Consider the following 24159-nt stretch of genomic DNA (forward strand, 5'->3'; position numbering starts at 1 on the left):
CCGATAGGGTGACATTGGTAAATAAAATGACCGTTTAAGTGGCACAAACCGAACTCCATGAACATAGGATATGCCACACCAGAAATACCGATTACTAAGGCGATTGTATATGAAGTTGAGTTACATGTGTGCATCAGAAGCTGGTGGTATCAGGTGCTGGATTTATAAATAATGCCATATGAAGCAGAGATCTGATGAGGCATTTTATTTTGCACTACGCATTATGATAGAGGTGTTGGCCCTTTTAATGAGTATAGTATTAACACCTGACTGTGAGGAGTTGGTTGCTGTGCTACGGGCATAAAAAAACCAACCTAATTATGGTTGGTTTTTCCAAAAGCTCCGCGGCTCCTTTGCGTATTCTTTTGTGTCCCTTCATCGTCCGGTCAGTGTCCAATCAACTTTGCTAACTCGCTGTTTTTAAAGCTGTTGTCCTATCACTGTCCCTACTAATTTGCTGGCGGAGTCTGAATTGGTTGTGTAACTTGTTGTTTAATAGCTTGTAATCTTCAATTCAATTTTCAATTTGGTCCCATTGTTGGTCCTAAAAGAAAATGTCAGGTATTTTGCAGGGAGGGGAGGTTACAGCAGGAGTCTCTTCTTCTGTGAGATTAGCATTTTGCTTTCCTTTAGTCTGCTCTGTATTTAACCGTTTATTTCACGTTAGTTTTTAGCAAGCCGATAGAGCGCCTTGCTCGCAGAATATCTGCTACGGAAATATACTGGGTCTGTTCTTGCCATGAAAATCCCATCCGGTCGATACGAATAAGTTCGTACTTTTCGACCAAGAAATTCACCGCATCGGCTAGAGTTATTCCCGCCTCGATATGTTCTTCGATAGTCGCGTCGTCGTGGAATGGTGTGTCGTTGAGTGTTAGGCCGTAATGGTGCTCCAGCAGATACGTTAACAGTTGCTGCCATACCTGTACGGGCGATAGGCGTGACGAAACCGGCACCGTGGCCGGTACAGTTGAAATTTGCATGAGTTGAGTCCTGATAAAAGAAGAGAAGGTGTTACTGGCTTGCCGATGCCTGAGGATAAATAACGATGTAAACATAGCCATGAGAGCCGAGAGTGTCAGCCTCGCAGGTGAGTCCGTTATGATGCAACGTGACGCAATGCTGATGGCGCGGATTCAGTTCACCGGTTGTCAGCATCAATTCAAGCTGTTTCATCACTAGCGGAAACGCCTGATCCAGACGCAGCGCCTCCTCCTCGTTAAACGCACCGCTAATACCTGCACGGTCCGCCAGAAAATGCAGGCGACAGCCTTCCTGTACAAGCCTTGCACCGAAACACGGCGAGAAGTCGCGCTTCAGTCCCCATGTATTTTGCATTTTTCTACTCCTTATTAAATGTCAATTGGTGGTGATGCACATCAGGCGTGTATAAGGACCGTGGTTGTCACGACGACGTTCTGTGTAAACCGCCAGCACACCGGTAATCTCCGCGACATCCTGACCGGTATAATGACTGGCGCTGCCGTGCCATTGATATTTGCCGGTGCAGTAGCGAAAGATCCGGGAATCCGGATGTTGTCGCTGAATTGCCATCGCGGCCTTTTTATCGATGATTTTCATGGTTAGCCTCATAGCCAGCCACGTTCAGCAAAAGAAAGCACATCGATGCCAACAATAAGATGGTCCAGCACCCGCACCTCTACCATCGCCAGCGCGTTCACCAGATGTTGAGTGATGTTTCGATCCTGTTTACTCGGTTCTGTCTCTCCGGATGGATGGTTATGGGCCAGAATCACAGCGGCAGCGTTATGGCGTAGTGCCAGTTTCACCACTTCGCGTGGATGGACTTCTGTATGGTTAATCGTGCCCGTAAAGAGCGTCTCGCATTCCAGAAGACGGTTCTGATTATCGAGGTATAAAACAATAAAAACTTCGCGTTCCTGCAGGGCAAGACGCAGTTGTAGCCAGGTTTTCGTGAAGGTAGTGGAATTAAATTGTTCGCCAGGCTGGCGCTGATATTTTTCCAGTAAGCGGAGAGCGCGACGAATGGTGCGCGCTTCAGTTACCGGAAGATCAGGAGGTAGGTTTATCTCTGACATGACAGGGCCTTACAGGTAATAGTAAAAGTCGTTTATAAAGCGAGTTGAAGCATATTTTCAGCCATCACCCACAGAGCGCGATTGAGCTTTACATCTCCGTCGATACCTTTGACAGCACGGGTTTGAGCACGCTGACCTTTCGTCGTTCGTCCTGACAGTCCGCCTTTTATCAAGTTCTCCTGAATGCGTTGGTAAGTGGTCCACAGATCGTTGCTTTCATCCTGCCAGCGGCGCGGGGAAAGGATCTGCGATTCCGTCACTGGCTGATGCTCTTCACCAAAGCGATAGGTTAATGCCGCTTTCGCCATCGCCTGCTGTGCTGGTGGTGGTAACAAAAGCGACTGCATGGCATCGCGCTTCTCCTCAACCCGGTCAAAAATCCCCAGCACTTCGTAAGCCCCTTCAATGACTTTCTCCACCACATTGCCTTTATGCGGCACACGTACCTCACCAAAACTCTCACCGCAAATCAGCCCGTTCTGGCAGACTGCACGAAATAGCCCGGGCAACATCTGGTATGAACTGGAGCCGTCATGGCTGTTAAGCAGAATGATTTCCGGTACCTGTTTGCCAGTGATCTGGCCTTCGCGACGCAGGCGTAGCATGTGCTTGGTGTGCTCACGCTTGCTCTGGTCGCGCACTCGGGTCTGGCAGGCAAAGAATGGCTGAAAGCCTTCCTGCTTCAGGCTATCAAGCAGTGTGATAGTCGGGATGTAGGTGTAGCGGTCCGAGCGGGATTCGTGCTTGTCGGTACCAAATACACTAGGTACATGGGTCATCAACTCGTCGTTTGTCAGTGGGCGGTCGCGGCGAATCTGGTTAATCCGCCCGAAGCGGCTGGCTAATTTCATGATAAAACTCCTTTCTGCATGGATTTGATGTTGCTGGGGTAATAAAGAGGAAAACTCTTTGTTGTTGATGGAGACAACGGCTGGCTAATGTCTGCTATGAGCAAGGAGCGGAAGTTCACAATTGTCCCTACAGCTGATAGAGGCATTACTGACATTGGCGTATTGTATTGAAAGGGAACAGATCAAGTGCTCAGTTGATATTTAACTTGCTGCTATAAATCCCTATCTACTTTTCATCATGCATATTTTCCGGATTTGACTGCGCATAACATGTAATGGAGATGTTAATGGTTATTACAAAGTTAATTATTGAGGGTTTTAAGGGTTTCAAAGACCGATTCTGCATCGAGTTCAATGAGTCAGTGAACATTATCGTAGGCGATAATGAAGCGGGGAAAAGTACCATCCTTGAGGCTATCAATTTGGGTTTGACTGGTTTGTATGCGGGCAAGCCTGTCAAGAACAACATCAGCCAATATCTCTTTAATGATCAATTGGTGAAGGAATATATAGCCAGCCTAACAACCGCAGCCAGACTGCCACCTCCAGCGCTATTCGTTGAGCTCCACTTCCAAAAAACGCCTGACACCGTTTTCCTGGAGGGAGATGGTAACTGCCTGAAGTCATCCTCAGTGGGAATTGTGTTCAAAATCAAGTTTAACGAGGACTATAAGGCTGCCTATGAGGCACTCTTGAAAGCAGGTGATATCAGAACGTTACCTATCGAGTATTACGATATTGAGTGGAAAAGCTTCAGCAGGGACGCACTTTTATCACGTAACATCCCCCTCAAGTCTGCATTTATCGATTCATCCTCGGCCAGAGGCAACAATGGGTCAGATGTTTACATCAGCAGAATAATCAAGGATTTGCTGACGGATGATGAGGTCATTAGCGTTTCTCAGTCGCACCGTAAGATGAAAGAAGCCTTCATATCAGACAAGTCTATCGAAACCATCAATAAGAAAATTATCAGTGCAAGCAAGATCACCAGTAAAAAGGTCACTATCTCAGTTGAGCTTTCCTCTCAAAAAGCATGGGAATCAAGTCTGATTACCTGCCTGGATGATGTTCCGTTTAACTACATTGGAAAGGGCGAGCAAAGCATTGTGAAGACAAATTTGGCGCTCTCGCACAATAAAGCGAAAGAGTCGAATGTCATTCTCATTGAAGAGCCTGAAAATAACCTGTCGCACACCAAGCTTAATCTGCTCATTAAGACCATCAAAGACAACTGTGAAGGTAAACAGATCATCATTACGACTCACAGTAGTTTCGTTGCGAATAAACTCGGTCTTGGTGATCTGATTTTTCTCTCGAACCGCAAGACGACCAAGCTGGCTTCGTTAACACCTGGCACGAAAGAATTTTTCGAAAAGATTGCGGGTTACGACACGCTTCGAATGGTTTTGTGTAAGAAAGCGATTCTGGTTGAAGGCGATTCAGACGAGCTTGTGGTTCAGAAGGCCTACATGGATGCGAACCAGGGACGACTACCCATTGAGGACGGGATCGAAGTCATTTCAGTAGGGATTTCGTTTCTGAGATTTCTGGAAATAGCCGCGATTATCGACAAACCTACCCGCGTCGTAACGGACAATGATGGCGATATTGCCGCAATCCAGAAAAAATACAGCACCTATCTGGGCGCGAATATAAAACCACACATTGATATCTGTGTTGACCCGATTGTTGATACCGGTACGCTGATGGTGGGTACAAAAAAATACAATTACAATACTCTTGAGCCTAAATTACTGAAGGCGAACAGTAGGGCAAGCCTTAATGCCGTTTTAGGGACTACACATACTTCTGATGATGACTTACGCATTTACATGCATGCGAATAAAACAGATTGCGCATTGAAGATATTTAACTATACGAATACTGCGGCGCTCAGCATACAGTATCCGCAGTACATTCTGGATGCGATCAAATGAACAAAGTCATCATCGCTTCTGCTGGAGCAGGTAAAAGTACCTTTGTAGTCAGTGAAGCATTAAAGGCAGTCACTTCAGGCAAGCGTATTCTGATTACCACGTTCACCGAGGCATGCCGGGATGAAATAAATGTCAAAATCATTAAAGAGAATGGGTGTGTCCCGCCTAATTTGTATGTGATCACCTGGTTTTCCTTTCTGATTAAACACTGGATAAAACCCTATCAGGGGTGTTTATTTGACTATGACGTCAAAGGAATGCTCCTTTGCAGCAGCAAATCCGGTGTAAAGCCTTATAAGGTAGCGGGGAGACCCATCTACTGGGGGGAGAAAGATTTCAGGCAGCACTATTTCAGTTCTGATTTTAAGCTTTACTCCGATAAAATGGCCAAACTCTCTCTTCGCTGTGATGAGAAGTCGAGCGGAAAAGTCATCGCTCGGTTGGCGTCGTGCTTTGATGAAATTTATGTGGATGAGGTTCAGGATCTTGCCGGTTACGATCTTGAAATTCTTCAAACACTGTTCAGGTCACCCATTAAAATCACGCTGGTCGGCGACCCGCGTCAGGCCACTTACAGTACCGTCAATACCGAGAAAAATGCGAAGTACAAAAAAGCTGCCATCGTGAATTTCTTTGATGACAAGGCTGCAGGGGTCACAGTTGATGATAAAATGTTGAATGAGAACTTTCGGTGCTTTCATGAAATCAATGATTTTGCCAACAAACTTTATCCTGCCTTTGCCCCTTCAGCCTCTAACGTTCGTGAAATATCCGGTCACGACGGAGTCTTCCTGCTGCCCGAAAAATTACTGAGTCACTACCTAGAAACGTATACTCCCGTGCAGTTGCGCTGGGATAAAAGGCGTACCGTTGATGAACGTTATCCTGTCTTTACCTTTGGTACATCTAAAGGCCTGACATTTGAACGTGTCATCATCTTTCCTACCGAACCTATGCTGAAATGGTTTCAGGATAATAATGCTGCACTCACCAATGATTCACGAGCCAAGTTGTATGTCGCCCTGACTAGACCTGTTAGAAGTGTTGCGATTGTCTTTAATGGTGGCGTGGCTTTTAACTCTAATGGGATTCAAATTTACACTTCAGGGTAGGATCATGAGGGCCTCACAGCCTTACTCTGCTTCTTGTTATCACTGAGTTATGTTGATGCGTCCGCTCCTGTCATAACGTTGTCAGACACGGAGTGGCAGGACGCTAACCAACTGAAAAAATGAGATGTATATTATGGTGAACCCGTTAAGGGGAGGGACCTCACGGGGGAGGGGTTTATGATGGCTATTAATACGCAGTATTAATACCTGATTTCTTTAATATAATGATTGATACCACAACAGGGTCTGACAACTGATTGTCAGACCAGATATTGTTCAGTCGAAACTAGTACTTCATCATCCAGTCCCCCTGACTGGTGATGACGTTAATCTCTGCCACACTGCATGGGCCCTTAATGTAGACGGCAATCTCGTTCCCGTAAGGCAATGTTGAAGGTACCAGTGCTACAGGCTTACTACCTGCGTAGACCGTGGGCATCTTCTGAATCGTGCAATTACCCCGGTTAACGACAACATCGTTAATGGTGACGCTGTCAGTCAGTGACTGAACATGAACACGCTGCTGATGCAGATTCGGGTAATACGGATTTTTAACCTGCTCTAGACCAATCCTGACCGGAGCCTCTGCGGCGTGCAGCAAAGGTGAGGCCATCAGTGCCACGGCGAGGGCACTCATTGCTGTTTTCATTATTTTTTTCCTTATTTTTGTTGGAGCAATAAAGGCTCACATGCGGGTCAGACATCCTGATTTATCAAACTCAGACAGAATCTTTGCGGCATTGCTGAAGGTGAAGGTGGTGGAGGTCAGTCCGGTCGCCGTTATATGGATACGATGGGATTTTCTGGCTGCATCCCAGAATGCTTCGAAGTTACTGCCCCCGGCATCAGAAAATGTATCGTTAATCAGATACGTATTGCCGCTGTCTGTCTGCGCCTCAAGACTGCGACCATCATCTTCACCGCTGGCGAGAGTTTTGCCATCGGGTGATGTGTACTGAACGAACACATTGTCCTCCGGCGAACAGGTCAGCAACAGCTCAGCGCCAATTTTGTTTTGTATTCGGTATTCCGTCACGCCCTGCACACTGGTGCGGGTCCACGTATTAGCGGCTGCACTGGCCTGAGCAGACGCCAGTAGCATCAGCATAAGTACGGTTTTTTTCATAAATATCCTTAATTATCGGTTTCAGCCAGCACTCTCCTGACAAACCGGAAGTGCGGCAAAGAGTGAATGAAATGCGGATCACCGGTCAGTTCACTGACCTGCCTTCTGCGCAGAAACTGCCTCGGCGTCAGGCAGACATCGGTAATACTTTCCAGCAGAAAGACCTGCAGTTGCCGGGCGTGCTCACCGACCAGATACCAGCCGTTCTCAAAATAAATCAGGCGATAAGGTGCGAACCAGCGGTACTGCTGCCCCTCTGCTGTCAGATCCAGCAGAGTTCGTTCCAGAATGGCCTGCGTGATACGCCAGAAACTGCCGAAGGGACCGGGCTTGCGCTCCGGTGGAGACTGCCAGACGATAAAAGGTGGCTCTACGGAGCTGTCAGTCAGCACCGATATCAGCCGGTTATCCATCGCCGGGAACAGCTGCTCCGTGCGGGTTACTCGTGCAAAGTGCAGAATATCCCGGTTGGTGCGTAGGCCTTCGTGCTGGTGGGCCAATGACCAACAACCCTGCTGGTATGTCAGTTCCAGACAGCTCAGGCGTTCACGAAAATCCCGGCGCAGGGTGCGCTCCGAGATACGAAACTCCTGTGATAACCCCGTAACTGACAACCGTTCCCCCATCAGCAGGCGACTGATGATGATCGCCAGCCGTGATGCCATGCGATCGTGCTGTTTTTCTTCCGCAGACATAGTGAAGGGTTTCCGTTGATTACAGAGATTTGTATAGATACTGCTGACGCAGACAAGCGACCAGCAAACAGGCTGGAACCGTAACGCGCCGTGCCGGGCCTGCCATATCGGCAATGAGCCAACCGGTGCTCAGAGCGATACCAACCGGCCCGGCCAGTACACTGATAGAGCGGGTCAGGGTCAGATAAGTCACGATGGGTAGCGTGCGTCCCAGTATCACCTTCGCAAGCATACTGAGTATCACGACCGACAGACGATAGGCTGCAAAACCGGAAGACCGGACAGCAGTCTGTATCGCCATCAGTACCAGCGGCACTGTCGGCGCGGTCAGTTCCGTGCCCATGCTGTCAGCAAACTCCCGCAGCTCAGCCGGGGACATTTCGCTGAGGCTTTTTTCGAGCATCTTTATCAACAGGGAGAGCTCAATGATTTCGGTTGCCTCCTCCTTCTGGTATTTCACGCCTGTATGGTCACAGACATCGCATAACACTTCCCGATACAGCACGCCTTTTCCGCCTCTGAACACACTGGCGATAATGCTGGCACCGAAGGTCTGGATTTCAGCCGCTATCTCCTGCCAGTAATTACGGTGGGCCGGGTAAAAGCGTTTGTAGTTGTCACTGCCGGAAAATGTTTCTGTCCACCTCAGGCTTTTATCTCGTGGGTCATGAGTGATAAGACTCACCAGTAAATCCAGGTCCTCATTGTCACAGTGCCCCAGAAACTGCAGGTCAGCGTCAACGCGATATAAGGCCATCTATTTCTCTCGTGTCAGTGTCGTCAGGAAAAAACGATAACAAACACGACTGCACGGGCATGGCCGCAGAGGCATAAAAATCAGTGGGTTAAATGGAGCGAAGCGGACAGGTAGTGTCCGAAAAAGAAATACGAAAGATTATGCTACGCAGGGCGGTGCTGGTGGTGGAAGAAACAGACGGATTGTAAGTTGTCCTGTCAGGCGGGTGATGAGCCAGGCGGCAGTACCATTCACAGCCCCATCCAACAAAGAGACCAACAGACTTTCTTTCAGTGAAAGACCGCCATAACTGACGCGTAGTTCATCGCGCATGCTGGTCAGCAGTGCAGTTTCAGCCTCTGGTAATGTCATTGCTTGATTCAACAGTCTAGTGGCAATACCACTGATGGCATCCGCGCAGATATCTCCGGCAACCGCACCCCAGCAGAGCAGTCGTACCCGTGGGTCATCTGTGCGATGTCCGCCAGTGATGGCAACCGCCGCGCATAGTCGCATCTGAATAAACAGTGAAGAGCAGACATCGGCGGTTACGCTCAGTGGCAATAACGCGCTTCTCGCCAGGCCACAGGCAAAACCAGAGCCACAGGCTTTGAGGGATTCATACAGCACAAGAGATTCAGCTGCTTTACGGATGTCTTCTCCATTATGTAAATAGCTTTCAGCCAGCGTGGCTGCAGATTCGGTGATTGTCGTGCCGTTAACGACCATGGTATACATCTCGTCGAACAGACGACGCAATACAGTAATATCCAGACTAACCTCCTTATTAATAGCACCAGATTGCTATCGATAAAGTGATATAAGGATGTGATTTTTTTATTTCTTATTTCACTGTATAAGCTTTGATGTGAAGTAATAATTAATAAGGTGGTGGTTGTGGTGTGAGGATGCTTTTGTTGGCTTTTTACATTTCTGGGGCTGTCACGTTTACTGAGATGATTTTTTTATTTTAGTACGGTTTTTATATGTAATGTCGTTGTGTGTCATTGTTGTTTTTTTGTTGGTTTTTATAGAGGGGCTGACAGCGTAGAGATAGATCGCATGAAGATAGAAGAGGTAAAACTGATATTATTTAGAAAGAAAAAAGGCATGCTGAAAATATTTATAATGAAAAAAGGAAAACAAGCCATTGGTTTGCTCCTGGCTGCTTCTTTGGGATTTTATGGTGAAGGTTTTTGTTGATTTTATGTTTTATTTTTGTTTTGGTGATGTGGTTGTCCAAGGTGGGCTTAAATAGTACGATGGCAAGTATTATATTTTTACTTTAGGGTTTAACTCGTAAAAATGGATTACTGTACACTGCTGAACGATTCGTGACATACCGGGCTAAGATCTGCCCGGTATAAAAAAGTGATAGTATTAAGATAACCGCGTCTTCAGTGCTGGTTTATCCAGGGCTGTTTCGTCACTATAACGGAAAGAGCATGGGTTCATCTCCAGTAAAACAACTATCTTGAGTGTTAAACGGGCTCAATAGTTGATTTTTATCGGAGTACACACCAAAGGCTGAAATAACCACGGGCTTTCCTTCTACATCGTAAGGGGGGAACGTGAAAAAGCTGTTATAAAACGCAACGCAGGCTCCGGTATTGTTCATGTCTAGTTCAAAGTAATGCTCCATGTAGTGGTGTAACTGACGGGTATACCATGGGTAAAGGTCGTCTATATGCATACCTTCCGGAGTAGTCTTGTTATCAGCTAAGTAACTTGATAACAACGACAGTCGATTTAAAAAGCTATCAGCATCCCCCTTCAGCAGTGCATGAAAGCAACCTATAGCCAGAAGCTCGTTATCGATACCACAACTAGTCATACGCAGATGCTCAGCTAGTACTGTTACTCCTTCTTTTAGTTCATACAGTTTTAGACGTAGCAACTCGCTCTCCAGCAGCCCCTGTAATGGCGGATAGTCAAACGTATTAATGCTGGTCAAAGCGTGGCGTTTCATCATGTCGACAAACCGAACATGCTTCACCTGCCACAATGCAACTTGTACTGATTCCTTACCAAACTGGTCAGACAGTGCTTTTAACAGCGTTTTTTCCACTGGTCGTTCTTTTTGTATGGTTTTAATGCCGTTGAATTGGCCTCCAGGTTCAAAATGCGGCACGCTATCTTTCAGCATCCGGTTAATGCGTGTTGGCGCGATGAGCAGGTTCATTACAGTGTTTGCACCGCCCTTGGCGTTAGGGTAACGGTGGCATATTTCAAGTTCCAGCAACGGACGTAGATGCCTCAGGGGTTTACCATGTTTATCCAGAACCCATTCATTGTGGAGGACGTTGTACGCTTTCTGGTGTCTCGCCTTGATCCTATATAACTCCATCATTCTTGCAATATCGTCAGGACCATTAATGCTTCCCAATCCGTATGGGTTATTTTTCAACATTGATTCAATACGCAGCCACCATGAGTGTTTAACCAACTTAACTATGCTGCCATCGTCAATAATACGATGAGCTTTATGGCGACATTCATTACTGCAAAAGCGCTTGTTGCGAGAATCCGCCATGCTTTTTCCGCAGCCTTTATATTGACATATCGACTGCTTTCTCTCCTTCCGCTTGAGGGCGTTATTGTTTCTGCCTTCATAATGCTCATGGCAAAGACGGAGTTTACGTTCTCCGTTTGAGTTTCCAATGTTGTTCGTGCAATTGTCCCGTTTACAGACAGCCATAATCTGTATTCCATAATTTAATTTACACGATAATAAAAGAGTGTGTTATGACCTATTGGCATAACACTTATCCCCATCGACTGCTAATAATAACAGTGATGTTAGAACTCTCTTTTATTGCATGCGTTTCGATGAAGAAATATTAATGGTTATTTGTGTGCGTTGTCCTTAAATGCTTATAAATACACTAGCGGATAAGAAACATACCGCCGAAGATATTTTAATAGATTATGTCAAGGCAGATATCAGAACACGATGTTGTTCTCTTCTTTCCTATGACACGATGTCACGACAGGCCTGCAACTGTTGTGGGTTACGGTGTTACCGGTGGGCAGCGCTCCAATACCCACTCATCGATTTCAGACTCCAGCCAGCCAACTGAATGCGTGCCTAAACGACGTTGTTTCGGGAATGTCGCGTCATAACGTTTAGACTCAGGGTTTAGCCAGTCATAGATGGTTGAACGGGCAAGGCCAGTTTTGCGCATGAGATCACGCATACGAATAATTTTTACAGATTGTACAGTCACTTACGTTGTATCCTTTAGGTTGTGCTGGATAACGTCAGACTATAATCCCGAGAGAATTAGGGATAGGGGTGGGGCTATTTGTATTTTTTTACTTATTGATTTTAAAGGTTATTAATGAGGTATTTTAATGGATGACGCATTGTTTGATACTTTCAACGCTGAGTATAAAAAAGTTTTCATCAAAATCAGGGAGTTGTTTACCTCAGATGAGAATTTCCTGGATTTATGGCAAGTGATAAACAGGACGGTTGCGAGATGCATCAAGTCGGCAATCAATGATGACCCTTTTCTTGATGATAGTTACAGCCCAGATTCTGTTTTCGCCGATGCTAAATTTAGGGCTGATACACGTGGGGAGTTCGAAGGGTATCTCTTTGCTGCAGTTTTTTCTTTTCGCTGGGGACGTTATCTTCATAAGAATCACACTGATCAAGAAGCTGTACGTTTCCTGGCTCGAGGTTTATTGAATGCAGGAATGTGGATTGGTGTAATGCAAAGACAGGAACATCAGCAACTGAAGGTATTGGAACATCAGAAGCGGGCTGAGGATTCAAAAAAGGGCGGTGTAGTTGTGGCGGAAAACTATTCAGTCGTAAAAAAAGAGCTGATTCGCCTCTTAAAGTGCAAAGATGGTGGCTGGGAGTCAAAGAAGGCTGCTATTGATTGTGTTGTTAATGAATTATGGGTTTTCATTCAGCAAAAAAATAATGAAATAAATATTAAAAATAAAAAACTGAAAAGTCATGAGCAGAAAAAAACTATATGTTTACTGAATCTGGGCTTCCCGAAAGGATACAGGAGTGGCTGAAAGTAGATTCTTCTGTAAAAGCTGCATTTTCAGATGCTGTTAAAAGGAGAAAGTAAGGGCTCGATTGTATTACGTGGATAACTATAATCTGACATATTGTGTTGAAAAATTGAGAATTAGTGGTTGGCATATTGGTATCAAACCCTTACGAAAAACAGGTTTTCAGAGGCGCGTTCATAATTCTTTATCACGTTAAAATATCACTTCACATAAAATGAAAAGGGGCCTCAAGGCCCCTGCTTTACTTGGAAAAACCTTGACCGATCATACCAGTCCGGCTAGTAACTCAGACCACAAGTTTTAACTCTCTTTTTCCGTTTTCAACAATGCTCCCGCTGTCGGCCTTAATTACGAAGTCAGCCCACCATTGCATCATCGGACGACGCTGCTCAAGATAATCGCTGCGATTATAAGCGCGACGAACCTCATTCTTATCCACATGTGCTAATGCCGCTTCAATGACATCAGGCGGAAAACCCTGCTCATTAAGGGCGGTGCTAGCAATAGATCGCAAGCCATGAGAGACGAGCACACCACCAAAGCCAGCACGTTTAAGTGCAGCGTTCACTGTTTGGCTATTCATTGACTGATTCGGCTTGATACGGCTTGGAAAAATGAATTCTCTATTACTACTCAAAGGCTTCATCATTTCCAGAATAGTAAGGGCCTCATCCGATAATGGAACCGTATGATCTCGGTTCATCTTCATTCGAGCTGCTGGGATTTTCCATTCTTTAACATCAAAATCGATCTCATCCCACCGAGCTTCTGCTGCTTCAGCAGGGCTTGAGATAGTTAGAAGTTGCCACATGAACAAACATCGAGTAGGCAATATAATGTTGGCATTTCTCATTGTCTGCATCACTTGTGATAACTGATCAGGGCGGATGCTCGGCATGTTCTTTTTCTGAGGTTTCTCAAAGGCTTTTCCAATATTGACACTGGGAACTGCATCAATAAGGCCTGTGTTTTGAACATAAATCATGACTTCATTGATACGTTGGCAAAGGCGACGGACTGTTTCTAACGCACCTCTGGCTTGAACCGGTTGGACTGCCTGAACCAATGTATGAGCTTTAATGTCAGTAATATTGATCTTGCCAATTGCGGGGAAAACATCTCTTTCAAGTGAGCGCCAAATGTCATGAGCATAGTCCTCTGTGACACTGGCTTTTTTGACATTCCACCAACGCTCGGCAATCAACATGAACGTGTTTGTTTTGGCCTCCTGAGAGTCTTTTAACAGTCCCTTTTGATGTTCTTGAGGGTCGATATCTTTTGCCAGCAAGGCTCGAGATTCAGCTCTGAGTTTACGCGCATCAGAAAGGGAGACCGCAGGGTAGGCTCCGAAGCTCTGCTTGGTTCGCTGCTTTGTCAGAGGTCGATAGTAACGGAACTGCCAGAGCTTACTACCGCTGGACTTGATTAACAGAGTAAGCCCGTCACCATCATACAGCTGGTAATCGGTATCTTTAGGTTTGGCGGCTTTGATTTCCGTATCGGTTAACGGCTTGGTTTTTCTTGCCATGGGAGTCTCCATGCGTTTAGGCCCAACGAAAACAATAGAGCTTTTCGTTGGGCCTATCAATGGGCCTAAAAGGTTCGGATTTAATTAGTTCACTTCGGACTTCGCGGGACAAATTCAAGGCACAAAAAAGCCCGCAGGGCTTGCGCCGTGCGGGCTCTTAGGACTTCATCGGATGACTCTGGTAATCACCTATGGAGAATTTTGGTGGAGCTGGCGGGAGTTGAACCCGCGTCCGAAATTCCTACATCCTCGGTACTACATGCTTAGTCTAATCTTTACATTCGCTTGCCAGCTGCGGATAGACACGCCACTAACAAACTAGCCTGATTAGATTTAACGCTTCAACCCCAGGCAAGGCATCCACGCGATCTCTTTTGGGTTTGACCTCTCTTGATCCCCGTCCTAAGAGCGGAGGCTAGGGAGAGAGGGCTATATGCAGGTTATTAAGCTGCTATTGCGTATTGTTCGTCGTTTGCGACTATTTTTTTGCGGCTTTTTACGAGGCCAACCGCCCCTCGGCATGCACCTTGGGTTTCGCGAATCCCGTCGAATCCAGAATCAGCCCCAAGTATGTTAAAAGCAAGTATATCAGAATATTAAACTATAATGCCAGAGATTATCGTCCAGCATTCTTCATAATACGTGCTTTGTCTAATTTCCATTCACGTTCTTTGATATCTGAACGTTTATCGTGCGCCTTCTTACCTTTTGCTACGCCAATCTTGACCTTGCACCAAGCGTTTTTCCAATAGAGGGATAAGGCAACAACGGTATAACCTTCACGATTGACTCGACCATATAATGAGTCAAGTTCGCGCTGGTTGAGTAAGAGTTTGCGTGAACGCATAGGATCACAGACGACATGGGAAGAAGCTACATTTAACGGAGTGATGGTGGCACCAAAAAGATAAGCGTCGCCATCTTTGAGTAAAACGTAACTGTCGCTGATATTTGCTTTACCAGCGCGCAGTGATTTGACTTCCCATCCTTGTAACGAGAGGCCAGCCTCAAATTCTTCTTCAATGAAGTATTCGTGACGGGCTCGTCTATTCATGGCAATGGTTGCCGAACCGGGTTTGTGTGCTTTTTTCTTTGTCATAGTGTATGCATTATACTGAATGCTTTGATGAAAGAAATCTTTTCCCGCAGCATATTTGCTGATTAATGAGTATTTATTGCATTATACGCTGACAGGTTTTTCTTTAATCACGTATAGGTGATATTATTTGCCACAATTGAGCCTTACAGGAAATGATATGCCACAGATTAGTCGCTCTGCGTTAGTACCGTACAGCGTGGAACAAATGTACAAATTAGTCAATGATGTGAGTTCTTATCCGGATTTTCTTCCGGGGTGTGTCGGCAGCCGTGTGTTGAGTATCAGCCGTCATGAGATGACTGCTTCAGTCGATGTTTCCAAAGCGGGTATAAGTAAGACTTTTGTTACCCGGAATATCCTGGCTGATAACCAAAGCATTAATATGCAACTGGTGGATGGGCCTTTTCGTAAGTTGATGGGAGGTTGGCAGTTCATACCTCTGAGTGAAGATGCCTGTAAAGTTGAGCTTCACCTTGATTTTGAATTCACTAATAAGCTGATTGAATTAGCTTTCGGCAAGATTTTTAAGGAGTTGGCCGGAAGTATGATACAGGCTTTTACTCTACGTGCACGCGAGGTTTATAGTGCCTGATATCAATATCGAAGTTGTTTATGCATTGCCTGACCGCCAATATCTGCGTACTGTGAAATTGTCCCAAGGTGCGAATGTTGAGCAGGCGATAGTTGCGTCAGGTTTGCTGACTTTGCGTAATGATATTGATCTGCAAAAAAACAAAGTTGGAATTTATAGCCGTCCCGCCAAGCTGACGGATATTTTGGAAGAGGGTGATAGGGTGGAAATTTATCGTCCATTGTTAGCCGATCCAAAAGAAATGCGTCGTAAGCGTGCTGAACGGGCTAAAAACAATGCTCAATAATTTGTCAATAGACAGCCAGTCATCTGCTTTTATGACTCGCTGTCTATATCTCTTTGATTATTGAAGATTCTCAGTAAATAAGTTTTCGTTTTTAATGTCAGTCAGTACACCTTTACTGTCAAACGTCAGTGTTAGGGTTTGCTGAGTCACTTTTTCATGCCCAGGTTGCTGACGAAACACATAAAACCATGTTTGAGTACTAAACGGGTCCTGTAACATGGGTGTTCCTAATGTATAGGCTACCTGTTGCTGGGTCATCCCCTTGTGGATTTTTGATACATTAGCAGGTGTCAGATAGTTCCCCTGATTAATGTCAGGGCGATAAACAACCCGTTCCAACGTAGAGCAACCCGCAATCAGCATAACGAATGATACAGCAGCGGCAGTCAACATTTTACAGCGCATGGTAATTACATTCCTTTAGGAGTCAGGGTGTTGATAATAATAGACCTTGACGAGATTGAAAACCTCTACAAGTTTTAGCTATGACCCTAAATATCCGTAAAAGTTGTGTCATATTATGCTGCCAGCAGCTCTTTTGCGTTCGCCAGGGTATTTTTTGTGACTTCATTGCCTGCAAGAAGCCGCGCCAGCTCTTGTAATCTGGCTTTTTTGTCCAGTAATTGCATTTGAGTTTCAGTTTCTTCACCATCGGTCTGTTTACTGACATAAAAATGCTGGTGACCGCAACCGGCTACCTGGGGCAGGTGAGTGACGCACATGACCTGTGTGGATTCGCCTAATTCACGTAACAGACGACCGACAATTGCGGCTGTTGGGCCACTGATACCCACGTCCACTTCGTCGAATATCAGGGCTGAGGTTTCCATTTTCTTAGCCGTTATAACCTGAATTGCCAGTGCAATACGGGAAAGCTCACCACCTGAGGCGACTTTTGCCAATGATTGGTGTGGCTGACCAGGGTTAGTGGTGACATTAAATTCAACTTTATCTGCGCCATCAGCATTTAAGTGTTCAGGTGCAAAAGAGACATCAACGGTCAAGCGACCATGAGGCATGGAAAGCTGATGCATACTGTTAGTAATTAGCTCACTTAACTCTTTAGCGTATTGCTGGCGAACCAGATGCAGACTTTCTGCTACTTCTAATGCTTGTTTATGGTGTCTGTTAACCTGTTCGCTGAGATGAGCACAATCATTTTCTTGTTGTGCCAGCAGTTGCTGCTCTTCTCGTAATTGTTGATGTAGTGAGGGAAGCTCTTCCGGTACAACATGGTGTTTACGGGCTACTCTGATTTGCTGCGAAATTTTCTGCTCCAGTTCAAACAGGCGATTTGGATCCATATCCAGTTGATCACCATAGTGGCGGAGTTCGTCGCTGACTTCATTAATTTGGATGGATGCTTCTTCCAGCATAGTCAGCAGGTTACCGAATTTATCATCCATTGTGATGAGTTCTGCCAGTTCGTGTTTAGCGTAATTCAACAGACTGATAATATTTTGCTCATCATTATCACTCAGTAGCTGGAGGGCATTCTGACTAACCGATAGGAGCTGACCACGGTTTGCCAGCCGTTTGTATTCATTATCTTGCTCTTGATATTCACCTGGCTGTGGGGCTAATTCATTTAGCTCTTTCAGGTGATATTCCAGTAATTGTTGACGAGATTGGCGCTCAAGAGCCTGTTGCTGGAATTGTGCCAGATCCTGACAGCTTTGGTGCCATTTCTGATAGGCCTGTTTCATCTCATTTTGCAGATTGAACTGATTAGCGTAAGTATCGAGCAGGCGTTTTTGGTGACCACTCTCCAAGAGTAATTGGTGGGCGTGCTGGCCGTGAATCTGAATAAGGTGAGCACCCAGTTCACGTAATTGCGAAAGTGGTACAGCTGTACCATTGATAAAGCCTCTTGAGCGGCCATCTAAAGTTATGGTACGGCGCAATAAGCATTCATTACTGTCATCAAGTTGATGTTCTTCCAGCCATTGACGGGCAGAAGGTGCATCAGAAAGAGAAAAATGGGCGCAAATATCAGCACGGGAAGCGCCGTTACGTACCATGTTGGTCTCACCGCGATTGCCCAGACATAAGCCTAATGCATCAATTGCGATGGATTTACCGGCGCCGGTTTCACCCGTGATGGCTGTCATACCTGACCGGAAATCAATTTCAAGCTCACGAACAATGGCAAAGTTGCTAATAGTTAACTGGGTGAGCATCATGTCTCTCCTGTGTATAAAAACACCTCTGTATTTTCATACAGTATAAACTGGTTTTTTATACAGTAAAGTAGTGAAGCCTGTTTTTTTAGAACATTTTTTTAGACCAGCTTAGTTTTGTGCTTAATGTATTGAAGTAATTATAATCTTTAGGGTGAATGAGATTGAGCTTCTGTTTGCTGCGGCTAATAATGACATCCTCTCCATCCTGTATAGGCAGAACTATTTGGCTATCGCAACTGACTTCATAATCGTTGCTGTTTTGGGAAAATTTCAGCCTGATACTGCTTTCGCTACTGATAACCAATGGGCGGGCAGATAATGTATGCGGGAACATCGGCACTAGAACGATAGCATCCAGGTTAGGTGTTAGAATCGGCCCCCCGGCGGAAAGTGAGTAAGCAGTTGAACCCGTTGGTGTTGCGATAATCAATCCGTCAGAGCGTTGGGAAAAAGCAAAACGTTCATCAATATAAACTTCGAATTCAATCATGTGAGCCACTTTCCCAGGATGGAGAACGACTTCGTTGATTGCGGTACTGATACGGGGTTTCTGGCCGTTTCTTCTGACCTGTGCTTCCAGCAAGAAACGTTGTTCATTCCGGTATTCGCCATCCAGTACTTCAGAAAGTTGTTGCAGAGCATTATCAGGATCTAAATCCGTCAGAAAACCCAGATTACCTCTGTTAATCCCAATGACTTTAATGTCATAACGGGAAAGAACCCGGGCAGCCCCCAGCATATTGCCGTCGCCACCAACAACGACGGCTAAATCAGCTTGTTTACCAATTTCAGTCAGGCCGCCGGTCTGTGCATCTTTTAAACCAATATCTTTGGCTACCTGGCGATCAACAATGACGCAGTAACCTTTGGATTTTAACCAATGATAAAGCATCTCATGAGTGGCGAGTGCTTCTGGGTGACGAGGATGACCAACAATACCAATGCATTTGAATTTTTTATTCATCGTTGTAATTTCCTTCAGCAAGAGGTTTTGTCCTCACAATATGACGGGTTCCCTTGAATCCCCAGTTTAGATCCCCATAATAAGCTAAGTAGCGAGATTAATGCCAAATACGCGGAGATATTCATGAGTAGTAAAGAACAAAAAATGCCTGACGAGCAAGTCTCGGAAGATATGGAAGTTGTATCTGAACAGCAAAGCAGTGCGGATAAAGCAGAAGCATCAGAGACTGAAAGCGTTGTTGAGCCACGAGTCGCAGAGCTGGAAGAACAGCTCAGACAGGCACAACAGCGTGAACGTGACGCCATTTTGCGTGCTAAAGCTGAAGTTGAAAATATCCGTCGTCGTACTGAGCAAGACATAGAAAAAGCCCATAAATTTGCGCTGGAAAGATTTGCTAATGAACTGTTGCCGGTGATTGATAATCTTGAGCGTGCTCTGGAGGCAGCAGATCGCACCAATACCGAAATAGCGCCAATGATTGAAGGTATTGAACTGACGTTGAAATCCTTCCTGGGGGCTGTTGGTAAATTTGGTATTGAAGTTGTCGGCGACACTGATATTCCTTTTAATCCTGAAGTTCATCAGGCTATGACCATGATGGAATCCGATCAGCATGAGCCGAATCATGTCATGATGGTCATGCAGAAAGGGTATACCTTAAATGGCCGTTTATTGCGTCCGGCAATGGTAGCCGTATCAAAGTAATTTTAGCTCAGTGTAGATAATCAATGCCGCTCCAACCGGGGCGGCATTTTTTCACTGTGGCAACTCAGGTGTCCAGTTAATTGGCACCATTCCTTGTTTTTCCAGCAATTCATTGGCTTTTGAAAAGTGTTTACAGCCAAAGAATCCTCTGTGGGCAGACAGCGGAGATGGATGAGGTGCTTTGAGAACATGGTGTTTATTGGTATCAATAAAGTTGCCTTTTTTCTGGGCGTGAGATCCCCAAAGAAGAAAAACTACGCCTGAGCGGTGCTCGTTAATCGCGGCAATGACTTTATCAGTGAAAGTTTCCCAGCCCAGATTTGCGTGAGAGTGAGCGTTACCACGTTCTACGGTTAATACGGTATTGAGCAGGAGCACCCCTTGTTTGGCCCAACTGATGAGGCAGCCGTGATTTGGGCTTTGGAAACCGGGTATATCGGATACCAGCTCTTTGTACATATTGACCAGTGAAGGTGGCGCAGGAATACCAGGTTGAACTGAGAAAGAGAGGCCATGTGCCTGATTAGGGCCGTGGTAAGGGTCTTGCCCAAGTATCACAACCTTAATGTCAGCCAATTCGGTATAGCGGAATGCATTAAATACATCCTGTTGCGGCGGATAAATGGTTTTACCTGCCTGACGTTCTTTTGCGACATAAGCCAGTGTGTCGAGAAAGTAAGGTTGTTTTTTCTCGTTACCGATCACGTCGTGCCATGTGAGAGATGCGGACATAGCAAATCCTTTTTATATAATTACCAGATGGACGTTAGCTTACCGATTCCAAAATCAGAGGGAAACCTTTAATGAACACTAAAACGAAATTTTTGATAAATATTTCAATGTCGTAACGTGTTTTTGAAAATTTATTAAAATAATTTCTCTGTAATTGGCTATAAATATTTATTTAAACCATAAGGTTACAATATATTTATAGTAACTATATGAAATTAACTGGGTTGAATCAATAGATATCCTCATTCGTGTTGGTATACAAGCATCAGAGATATTGGTTTGACCAAATAACCAGGATGATGTTCTTGATGATTTGGTTTATTGCATGAATGTGGAGATAGAAATGATGACTGGTATCCAAGTTGCTGATAAATACTAGGTAGAAATTGCGCTGATATCAGAGATAGAAATCACAATTCATCATTTTTATTAACAAAATTTAAACATTTATTCAACCTTATGTTGTTTCCTGCCGATAGATTAATTGCACCAATTAAATAGCTAATTATTTTCAACTATCGTTAGGGAATTTTATGAGTTTATCAATTGGTATCAATCTATCAATAGGTTCAGATTTTCCTGTTTTAAATAATCTTCAGCTTGTTACATCACCTTCTGTTCCAACCGAGAATATTAAGAAAGCGGCCACTGAAGTCTCTTCTCTCTCAGAAACGACTAAAAATAACAATAGAATTTATCAATCATTAGTTAATGCACAGAGTATTAACATCAATTTAAAATCAATGACAGGAATTAAAGCGGAACAGATTAATGGTAAACAATCTCATGAAATTGATTATATGTTGGCTTTGATTTCTGATGATGTCTATATAAGAACCACTATGGGAATTGGTGATTATGTCCGTCTTTCTGATAGCGAGTTATTAAATGCAGGAATAGAACCGGCAAATTTGAGAAATGAAACAACGGGTTTTCAGGCAGGTATTTATCGTAATGGTGATCTCCATATCGTTGCTTTTGCGGGTACTAACGATTTGAAAGATATATTGACTAACTTACGGCAAGGTTTTGGGTTTGATGAAGCGCAATACCATCAGGCTGTTGATTTAGCCCGTACTGCCAGAATGGCGTTTGGGGAAAATATGTTATTTACTGGGCATTCTTTGGGGGGAGGATTAGCGGCAACAGCGGCATTATCAGTTGGAAAGCCTGCGGTGATATTTAATTCAGCCGGTGTTTCCGACAGTATGATGAAAAATCTGGGGCTTTCACCACAAGAGGGCAGAAATAGAGCTGAGAATGGATTGATACGGCATTATGTTGTGGAATATGACGTGCTTGATTCATTACAACAGAAACTGCCAGTGTCTCAGCCGATAGGACATAAAATTTTACTGAAATATAATGGTGATTGGGGCGAATCGAACAAATGGTTTCCTTCTCTGATGCGTGGATTCAATGCACATTCTCTTAAGAAGGTGTTGGAATTATTAACGATATATAAACCTTGGATATCTTTAAATAATGAACGGCAAGAAGAGTCTTTGGTGATGCTTAACGAATCAAATATAATCGTTTCTGCATGATTGCAAAGGGATATTATGAAAATCTGTGAAGTCGTTGAGCTTGAATCTGAACTGAATTTTCAGCAGGATGAAGAAAATATAAATCCGTTGCAATGGGCGATATTCAATCAGCGAATGAATGATATTAATACTTTGCTGAAAGAGGGCGCTGATCCTGCTCAACCGGGTTTACAACAAGAAAGTGCTTTACATACGGCTGTAAAAATCAGCAATCCTGATTATCTCAAATCTTTATTATCATTCTCGCCTGATGTGAATATTATTCATCCTGTCACTTTAGCAACACCTTTACATGTTGCGGTTCAGGTAGGGAGAAAGATTCAGGTTAAATTACTGCTGATAGCAGGAGCTAACCCCAACTTGGTTAATCGGGTTGGGGATACTCCGTTACATATTGCAGCTAAAATTAACTCACCGGAACTGGCGTTGATATTGTTGAAGTCAGGCGCTGATCCCACATTACAGAATAAGCAGCAGTCAACGTTCCAGATCTATTTCAATCTCACACCACTGAAAATACGTAGCCGTGAGATGCAGGCTGAATATGATAAAGTCAATCATTGGCTGAAAGCGCAGCAAGTCAGCCGATATTATTTAAAGTAAGATAAAAACGGGCTATTTGTCCTAATGCCAGTCAGTTAAGCTGACTGGCCTCTCTTTTTACCGGGTATTTTTGCGGTTTACGCCTCATTACTCTCGGATATTTTCTGTCAGGAAGCTTCGCTGGTAATTCAAACATGCTTAATGTTTCCAATAAGTAAGCATAGCGCTTAGGTAAATTACCTGCACTAGGATATTTTTGCTGAGAAGAGCGAATCATCATGATGAGGTTACCTTGTCAGGAACGACATTGTTTGTATTTTACTCAATTTCGCGATTAAGGGAAGTATTTAGAGGTTCTCGTAAGTTGTTTGGCGTAGAATGTTAAATTATTTATTTTTTCGAGAAAATGTTTCTTTATTTATGACTAATAGGGAAAATATCAAATTAATTTACTGATGTAGCATGTTTTTGTGAAAAATAAATAATAGAACTCGTAATTAACATTAAATAATATTCACTTATTTAAATTATCTTTGATCTTTATCTCAAAAAAACAGTTCATATTTATTTGAGTTTGACTTTGATTTAAATTAAAGGTAAAAAAATAAACTTGTGATAAGTGTTATATTTATATTGCATTCACGCATATAAATTGGCGGTAGCGTGGTTGTTTTGAAAGTAATTTTTCTCTAAATAACTGTTAGCTGTGAAGCGGAGTTTATGGTCTCTTTAAGATTGCTCATTTATTACAGATGATCAAAAATTGGCGTGATTGCCAAAATAAACTTACTAAAATTTAAGGAATTCATTATGGACAAATTTGATCTGAAATTTAACAATAATCTGAAAGAAATTCTAAAACTGGAAAGAGGCATGAGTGAACCTGGTGACATAAATAGCTTTCCATAATACCGATACACCTATGCCTTTTGTTTTATTTTTAAGCAATGTTGGTTCTGTAGCCTATCTCACTGATTCTACGGACTGCTTGGATGAAAAGACTGCATGTCTTAGTACACAAGGGCTGGTTGGAGATGGAGCATAATTAACCTCAGCTTTGTTTAAAAATAGCGATATCACAATCCCGTAAATTCAAGCTCGGTTTTTTAGGTTGGAATGTATAAGCAATTAAGCCCGCGACGATTTCCAATAAAAAACCGAGCTGACTACGGTGTCTTGAATGCGCTATCTGAGAAATATTTTTGAGCTGATCCACGACCGTTTCTATCAAAAATCGCCTTCTTAACATCAGCTTATCCCAGAGAGATAACGCTTTTGCCTTCATGTTACTACGGACATGAGTGATTAACGTTATTCCTTCTGCTTCCAGTTCATCGCACAAGGCCTGTGACAAATACCCTTTATCGCCATATAAACACCCTGTTAACCCTTGTACCAATGCTTTAACGGGATGACGATCATCTT

Annotated in this window: 29 protein-coding genes and 1 other RNA gene; 9 read left to right on the plus strand and 21 right to left on the minus strand. The window is 44.1% G+C overall.

Annotated elements, in window-relative coordinates; genetic code table 11:
- Positions 1 to 653: 653 nt before the first annotated feature.
- The 5 genes from ACGF63_RS20715 to ACGF63_RS20735 are packed head-to-tail and all read right to left on the minus strand — an operon-like array spanning position 654 to position 2911.
- A complete protein-coding gene (locus ACGF63_RS20715) occupies positions 654 to 977 on the minus strand; it encodes a TA system toxin CbtA family protein (protein WP_387632945.1) in 324 nt (107 codons plus the stop codon).
- A gap of 37 nt (positions 978 to 1014) precedes the next feature.
- On the minus strand, positions 1015 to 1338 hold the full coding sequence (locus ACGF63_RS20720) for a type IV toxin-antitoxin system YeeU family antitoxin (protein WP_387632921.1): 324 nt from the start codon (positions 1336 to 1338) through the stop codon (positions 1015 to 1017).
- A 21-nt stretch (positions 1339 to 1359) separates the two neighbouring features.
- The gene (locus tag ACGF63_RS20725; protein WP_387632946.1) at positions 1360 to 1581 is read right to left on the minus strand and encodes a DUF987 domain-containing protein; all 222 of its coding nucleotides are present in this window, start codon (positions 1579 to 1581) and stop codon (positions 1360 to 1362) included.
- 8 nt (positions 1582 to 1589) lie between these two features.
- Complete coding sequence (radC, locus tag ACGF63_RS20730; protein ID WP_278436198.1) at positions 1590 to 2060, minus strand: DNA repair protein RadC; 471 nt, start codon at positions 2058 to 2060, stop codon at positions 1590 to 1592.
- 32 nt (positions 2061 to 2092) lie between these two features.
- Positions 2093 to 2911, minus strand: a complete 819-nt coding sequence (locus ACGF63_RS20735; RefSeq protein WP_387632923.1) for a DUF932 domain-containing protein — start codon at positions 2909 to 2911, stop codon at positions 2093 to 2095.
- A 287-nt stretch (positions 2912 to 3198) separates the two neighbouring features.
- On the opposite strand from ACGF63_RS20735, the gene ACGF63_RS20740 reads away from it, so the two are divergent.
- Together ACGF63_RS20740 and ACGF63_RS20745 are read left to right on the plus strand one after the other, a co-directional pair.
- Positions 3199 to 4851: an ATP-dependent endonuclease gene (locus ACGF63_RS20740; RefSeq protein WP_387632924.1), complete on the plus strand. Its 1653-nt coding sequence runs from the start codon at positions 3199 to 3201 to the stop codon at positions 4849 to 4851.
- A complete protein-coding gene (locus ACGF63_RS20745; RefSeq protein WP_387632926.1) occupies positions 4848 to 5963 on the plus strand; it encodes a UvrD-helicase domain-containing protein in 1116 nt (371 codons plus the stop codon). Before ACGF63_RS20740 ends, ACGF63_RS20745 begins: the two co-directional genes overlap by 4 nt.
- A gap of 286 nt (positions 5964 to 6249) precedes the next feature.
- Here ACGF63_RS20745 and ACGF63_RS20750 read toward each other — a convergent pair whose 3' ends face one another.
- The 5 genes from ACGF63_RS20750 to ACGF63_RS20770 all read right to left on the minus strand — a co-directional run bounded on the left by ACGF63_RS20750 (position 6250) and on the right by ACGF63_RS20770 (position 9279).
- A complete protein-coding gene (locus ACGF63_RS20750; RefSeq protein ID WP_387632927.1) occupies positions 6250 to 6612 on the minus strand; it encodes a hypothetical protein in 363 nt (120 codons plus the stop codon).
- 36 nt (positions 6613 to 6648) lie between these two features.
- Positions 6649 to 7089, minus strand: a complete 441-nt coding sequence (locus ACGF63_RS20755) for a hypothetical protein (RefSeq protein ID WP_387632928.1) — start codon at positions 7087 to 7089, stop codon at positions 6649 to 6651.
- Between the two features lie 8 nt (positions 7090 to 7097).
- A complete protein-coding gene (locus ACGF63_RS20760) occupies positions 7098 to 7784 on the minus strand; it encodes a WYL domain-containing protein (RefSeq protein WP_387632930.1) in 687 nt (228 codons plus the stop codon).
- A 19-nt stretch (positions 7785 to 7803) separates the two neighbouring features.
- Complete coding sequence (locus ACGF63_RS20765) at positions 7804 to 8541, minus strand: DUF3944 domain-containing protein (protein ID WP_387632932.1); 738 nt, start codon at positions 8539 to 8541, stop codon at positions 7804 to 7806.
- A 138-nt stretch (positions 8542 to 8679) separates the two neighbouring features.
- Entirely contained in the window at positions 8680 to 9279 is a 600-nt protein-coding gene (locus tag ACGF63_RS20770; RefSeq protein WP_387632933.1) for a hypothetical protein, read from the minus strand.
- Positions 9280 to 9582: 303 nt separating this feature from the next.
- Between ACGF63_RS20770 and ACGF63_RS20775 the strand changes: the two genes are divergently transcribed.
- Positions 9583 to 9723: a hypothetical protein gene (locus ACGF63_RS20775; protein ID WP_387632934.1), complete on the plus strand. Its 141-nt coding sequence runs from the start codon at positions 9583 to 9585 to the stop codon at positions 9721 to 9723.
- Positions 9724 to 9949: 226 nt separating this feature from the next.
- Here ACGF63_RS20775 and ACGF63_RS20780 read toward each other — a convergent pair whose 3' ends face one another.
- Complete coding sequence (locus ACGF63_RS20780) at positions 9950 to 11053, minus strand: hypothetical protein (RefSeq protein ID WP_387632935.1); 1104 nt, start codon at positions 11051 to 11053, stop codon at positions 9950 to 9952.
- A 478-nt stretch (positions 11054 to 11531) separates the two neighbouring features.
- A complete protein-coding gene (locus ACGF63_RS20785; RefSeq protein ID WP_387632948.1) occupies positions 11532 to 11717 on the minus strand; it encodes an AlpA family phage regulatory protein in 186 nt (61 codons plus the stop codon).
- A gap of 157 nt (positions 11718 to 11874) precedes the next feature.
- Here ACGF63_RS20785 and ACGF63_RS20790 point away from each other — a divergent pair, with 157 nt between their 5' ends.
- On the plus strand, positions 11875 to 12555 hold the full coding sequence (locus tag ACGF63_RS20790; protein WP_387632937.1) for a hypothetical protein: 681 nt from the start codon (positions 11875 to 11877) through the stop codon (positions 12553 to 12555).
- A 286-nt stretch (positions 12556 to 12841) separates the two neighbouring features.
- On the opposite strand, the gene ACGF63_RS20795 is transcribed toward ACGF63_RS20790, so the two are convergent.
- The 3 genes from ACGF63_RS20795 to smpB all read right to left on the minus strand — a co-directional run bounded on the left by ACGF63_RS20795 (position 12842) and on the right by smpB (position 15182).
- Entirely contained in the window at positions 12842 to 14083 is a 1242-nt protein-coding gene (locus ACGF63_RS20795; RefSeq protein WP_387632939.1) for an integrase, read from the minus strand.
- A 202-nt stretch (positions 14084 to 14285) separates the two neighbouring features.
- Positions 14286 to 14649: a transfer-messenger RNA gene (gene ssrA, locus ACGF63_RS20800) on the minus strand.
- A gap of 50 nt (positions 14650 to 14699) precedes the next feature.
- A complete protein-coding gene (gene smpB / locus ACGF63_RS20805; RefSeq protein WP_015833415.1) occupies positions 14700 to 15182 on the minus strand; it encodes an SsrA-binding protein SmpB in 483 nt (160 codons plus the stop codon).
- Between the two features lie 157 nt (positions 15183 to 15339).
- On the opposite strand from smpB, the gene ACGF63_RS20810 reads away from it, so the two are divergent.
- Both ACGF63_RS20810 and ACGF63_RS20815 read left to right on the plus strand, forming a co-directional pair.
- A complete protein-coding gene (locus ACGF63_RS20810) occupies positions 15340 to 15774 on the plus strand; it encodes a type II toxin-antitoxin system RatA family toxin (RefSeq protein ID WP_036843021.1) in 435 nt (144 codons plus the stop codon).
- Complete coding sequence (locus ACGF63_RS20815; protein ID WP_036843023.1) at positions 15767 to 16060, plus strand: RnfH family protein; 294 nt, start codon at positions 15767 to 15769, stop codon at positions 16058 to 16060. Before ACGF63_RS20810 ends, ACGF63_RS20815 begins: the two co-directional genes overlap by 8 nt.
- A 57-nt stretch (positions 16061 to 16117) precedes the next feature.
- On the opposite strand, the gene bamE is transcribed toward ACGF63_RS20815, so the two are convergent.
- The 3 genes from bamE to nadK all read right to left on the minus strand — a co-directional run bounded on the left by bamE (position 16118) and on the right by nadK (position 19207).
- The gene (gene bamE / locus ACGF63_RS20820) at positions 16118 to 16465 is read right to left on the minus strand and encodes an outer membrane protein assembly factor BamE (RefSeq protein WP_152962390.1); all 348 of its coding nucleotides are present in this window, start codon (positions 16463 to 16465) and stop codon (positions 16118 to 16120) included.
- Between the two features lie 113 nt (positions 16466 to 16578).
- Positions 16579 to 18240, minus strand: coding sequence for a DNA repair protein RecN (gene recN, locus ACGF63_RS20825; protein ID WP_152962706.1), 1662 nt, complete (start codon positions 18238 to 18240; stop codon positions 16579 to 16581).
- A gap of 88 nt (positions 18241 to 18328) precedes the next feature.
- Complete coding sequence (nadK, locus tag ACGF63_RS20830; protein WP_036843029.1) at positions 18329 to 19207, minus strand: NAD(+) kinase; 879 nt, start codon at positions 19205 to 19207, stop codon at positions 18329 to 18331.
- Between the two features lie 123 nt (positions 19208 to 19330).
- On the opposite strand from nadK, the gene grpE reads away from it, so the two are divergent.
- Entirely contained in the window at positions 19331 to 19912 is a 582-nt protein-coding gene (gene grpE, locus ACGF63_RS20835; protein WP_132353081.1) for a nucleotide exchange factor GrpE, read from the plus strand.
- 51 nt (positions 19913 to 19963) lie between these two features.
- Here grpE and ung read toward each other — a convergent pair whose 3' ends face one another.
- Complete coding sequence (gene ung, locus ACGF63_RS20840; RefSeq protein WP_152962389.1) at positions 19964 to 20644, minus strand: uracil-DNA glycosylase; 681 nt, start codon at positions 20642 to 20644, stop codon at positions 19964 to 19966.
- 533 nt (positions 20645 to 21177) lie between these two features.
- Between ung and ACGF63_RS20845 the strand changes: the two genes are divergently transcribed.
- Positions 21178 to 22191 carry a phospholipase gene (locus ACGF63_RS20845; protein WP_166290912.1) on the plus strand — a complete coding sequence of 338 codons (1014 nt, stop codon included), beginning with the start codon at positions 21178 to 21180 and terminating at the stop codon, positions 22189 to 22191.
- A 15-nt stretch (positions 22192 to 22206) separates the two neighbouring features.
- The gene (locus ACGF63_RS20850) at positions 22207 to 22794 is read left to right on the plus strand and encodes an ankyrin repeat domain-containing protein (protein ID WP_387632942.1); all 588 of its coding nucleotides are present in this window, start codon (positions 22207 to 22209) and stop codon (positions 22792 to 22794) included.
- Positions 22795 to 22825: 31 nt separating this feature from the next.
- On the opposite strand, the gene ACGF63_RS20855 is transcribed toward ACGF63_RS20850, so the two are convergent.
- Together ACGF63_RS20855 and ACGF63_RS20860 are read right to left on the minus strand one after the other, a co-directional pair.
- Positions 22826 to 23014, minus strand: coding sequence for a hypothetical protein (locus ACGF63_RS20855; RefSeq protein WP_036843044.1), 189 nt, complete (start codon positions 23012 to 23014; stop codon positions 22826 to 22828).
- A gap of 771 nt (positions 23015 to 23785) precedes the next feature.
- Positions 23786 to 24159: transposase (locus tag ACGF63_RS20860; RefSeq protein ID WP_387632944.1), on the minus strand; the 374-nt coding region annotated here is incomplete at its 5' end.

The sequence above is a fragment of the Photorhabdus sp. RM322S genome (assembly GCF_042879395.1).
Lineage (GTDB): Bacteria > Pseudomonadota > Gammaproteobacteria > Enterobacterales > Enterobacteriaceae > Photorhabdus > Photorhabdus khanii.

Excerpts from the sequence above, each read along its gene's own strand:
- ACGF63_RS20720 (WP_387632921.1), bottom strand. The coding sequence starts at position 1,338 with ATGCAAAATACATGGGGACTGAAGCGCGACTTCTCGCCGTGTTTCGGT.
- ACGF63_RS20725 (WP_387632946.1), bottom strand. The coding sequence starts at position 1,581 with ATGAAAATCATCGATAAAAAGGCCGCGATGGCAATTCAGCGACAACAT.
- radC (WP_278436198.1), bottom strand. The coding sequence starts at position 2,060 with ATGTCAGAGATAAACCTACCTCCTGATCTTCCGGTAACTGAAGCGCGC.
- ACGF63_RS20735 (WP_387632923.1), bottom strand. The coding sequence starts at position 2,911 with ATGAAATTAGCCAGCCGCTTCGGGCGGATTAACCAGATTCGCCGCGAC.
- ACGF63_RS20740 (WP_387632924.1), top strand. The coding sequence starts at position 3,199 with ATGGTTATTACAAAGTTAATTATTGAGGGTTTTAAGGGTTTCAAAGAC.
- ACGF63_RS20745 (WP_387632926.1), top strand. The coding sequence starts at position 4,848 with ATGAACAAAGTCATCATCGCTTCTGCTGGAGCAGGTAAAAGTACCTTT.
- ACGF63_RS20750 (WP_387632927.1), bottom strand. The coding sequence starts at position 6,612 with ATGAAAACAGCAATGAGTGCCCTCGCCGTGGCACTGATGGCCTCACCT.
- ACGF63_RS20755 (WP_387632928.1), bottom strand. The coding sequence starts at position 7,089 with ATGAAAAAAACCGTACTTATGCTGATGCTACTGGCGTCTGCTCAGGCC.
- ACGF63_RS20760 (WP_387632930.1), bottom strand. The coding sequence starts at position 7,784 with ATGTCTGCGGAAGAAAAACAGCACGATCGCATGGCATCACGGCTGGCG.
- ACGF63_RS20765 (WP_387632932.1), bottom strand. The coding sequence starts at position 8,541 with ATGGCCTTATATCGCGTTGACGCTGACCTGCAGTTTCTGGGGCACTGT.
- ACGF63_RS20775 (WP_387632934.1), top strand. The coding sequence starts at position 9,583 with ATGAAGATAGAAGAGGTAAAACTGATATTATTTAGAAAGAAAAAAGGC.
- ACGF63_RS20780 (WP_387632935.1), bottom strand. The coding sequence starts at position 11,053 with ATGGCGGATTCTCGCAACAAGCGCTTTTGCAGTAATGAATGTCGCCAT.
- ACGF63_RS20785 (WP_387632948.1), bottom strand. The coding sequence starts at position 11,717 with ATGCGTGATCTCATGCGCAAAACTGGCCTTGCCCGTTCAACCATCTAT.
- ACGF63_RS20790 (WP_387632937.1), top strand. The coding sequence starts at position 11,875 with ATGGATGACGCATTGTTTGATACTTTCAACGCTGAGTATAAAAAAGTT.
- ACGF63_RS20795 (WP_387632939.1), bottom strand. The coding sequence starts at position 14,083 with ATGGCAAGAAAAACCAAGCCGTTAACCGATACGGAAATCAAAGCCGCC.
- smpB (WP_015833415.1), bottom strand. The coding sequence starts at position 15,182 with ATGACAAAGAAAAAAGCACACAAACCCGGTTCGGCAACCATTGCCATG.
- ACGF63_RS20810 (WP_036843021.1), top strand. The coding sequence starts at position 15,340 with ATGCCACAGATTAGTCGCTCTGCGTTAGTACCGTACAGCGTGGAACAA.
- bamE (WP_152962390.1), bottom strand. The coding sequence starts at position 16,465 with ATGCGCTGTAAAATGTTGACTGCCGCTGCTGTATCATTCGTTATGCTG.
- recN (WP_152962706.1), bottom strand. The coding sequence starts at position 18,240 with ATGCTCACCCAGTTAACTATTAGCAACTTTGCCATTGTTCGTGAGCTT.
- nadK (WP_036843029.1), bottom strand. The coding sequence starts at position 19,207 with ATGAATAAAAAATTCAAATGCATTGGTATTGTTGGTCATCCTCGTCAC.
- grpE (WP_132353081.1), top strand. The coding sequence starts at position 19,331 with ATGAGTAGTAAAGAACAAAAAATGCCTGACGAGCAAGTCTCGGAAGAT.
- ung (WP_152962389.1), bottom strand. The coding sequence starts at position 20,644 with ATGTCCGCATCTCTCACATGGCACGACGTGATCGGTAACGAGAAAAAA.
- ACGF63_RS20845 (WP_166290912.1), top strand. The coding sequence starts at position 21,178 with ATGAGTTTATCAATTGGTATCAATCTATCAATAGGTTCAGATTTTCCT.
- ACGF63_RS20850 (WP_387632942.1), top strand. The coding sequence starts at position 22,207 with ATGAAAATCTGTGAAGTCGTTGAGCTTGAATCTGAACTGAATTTTCAG.
- ACGF63_RS20855 (WP_036843044.1), bottom strand. The coding sequence starts at position 23,014 with ATGATGATTCGCTCTTCTCAGCAAAAATATCCTAGTGCAGGTAATTTA.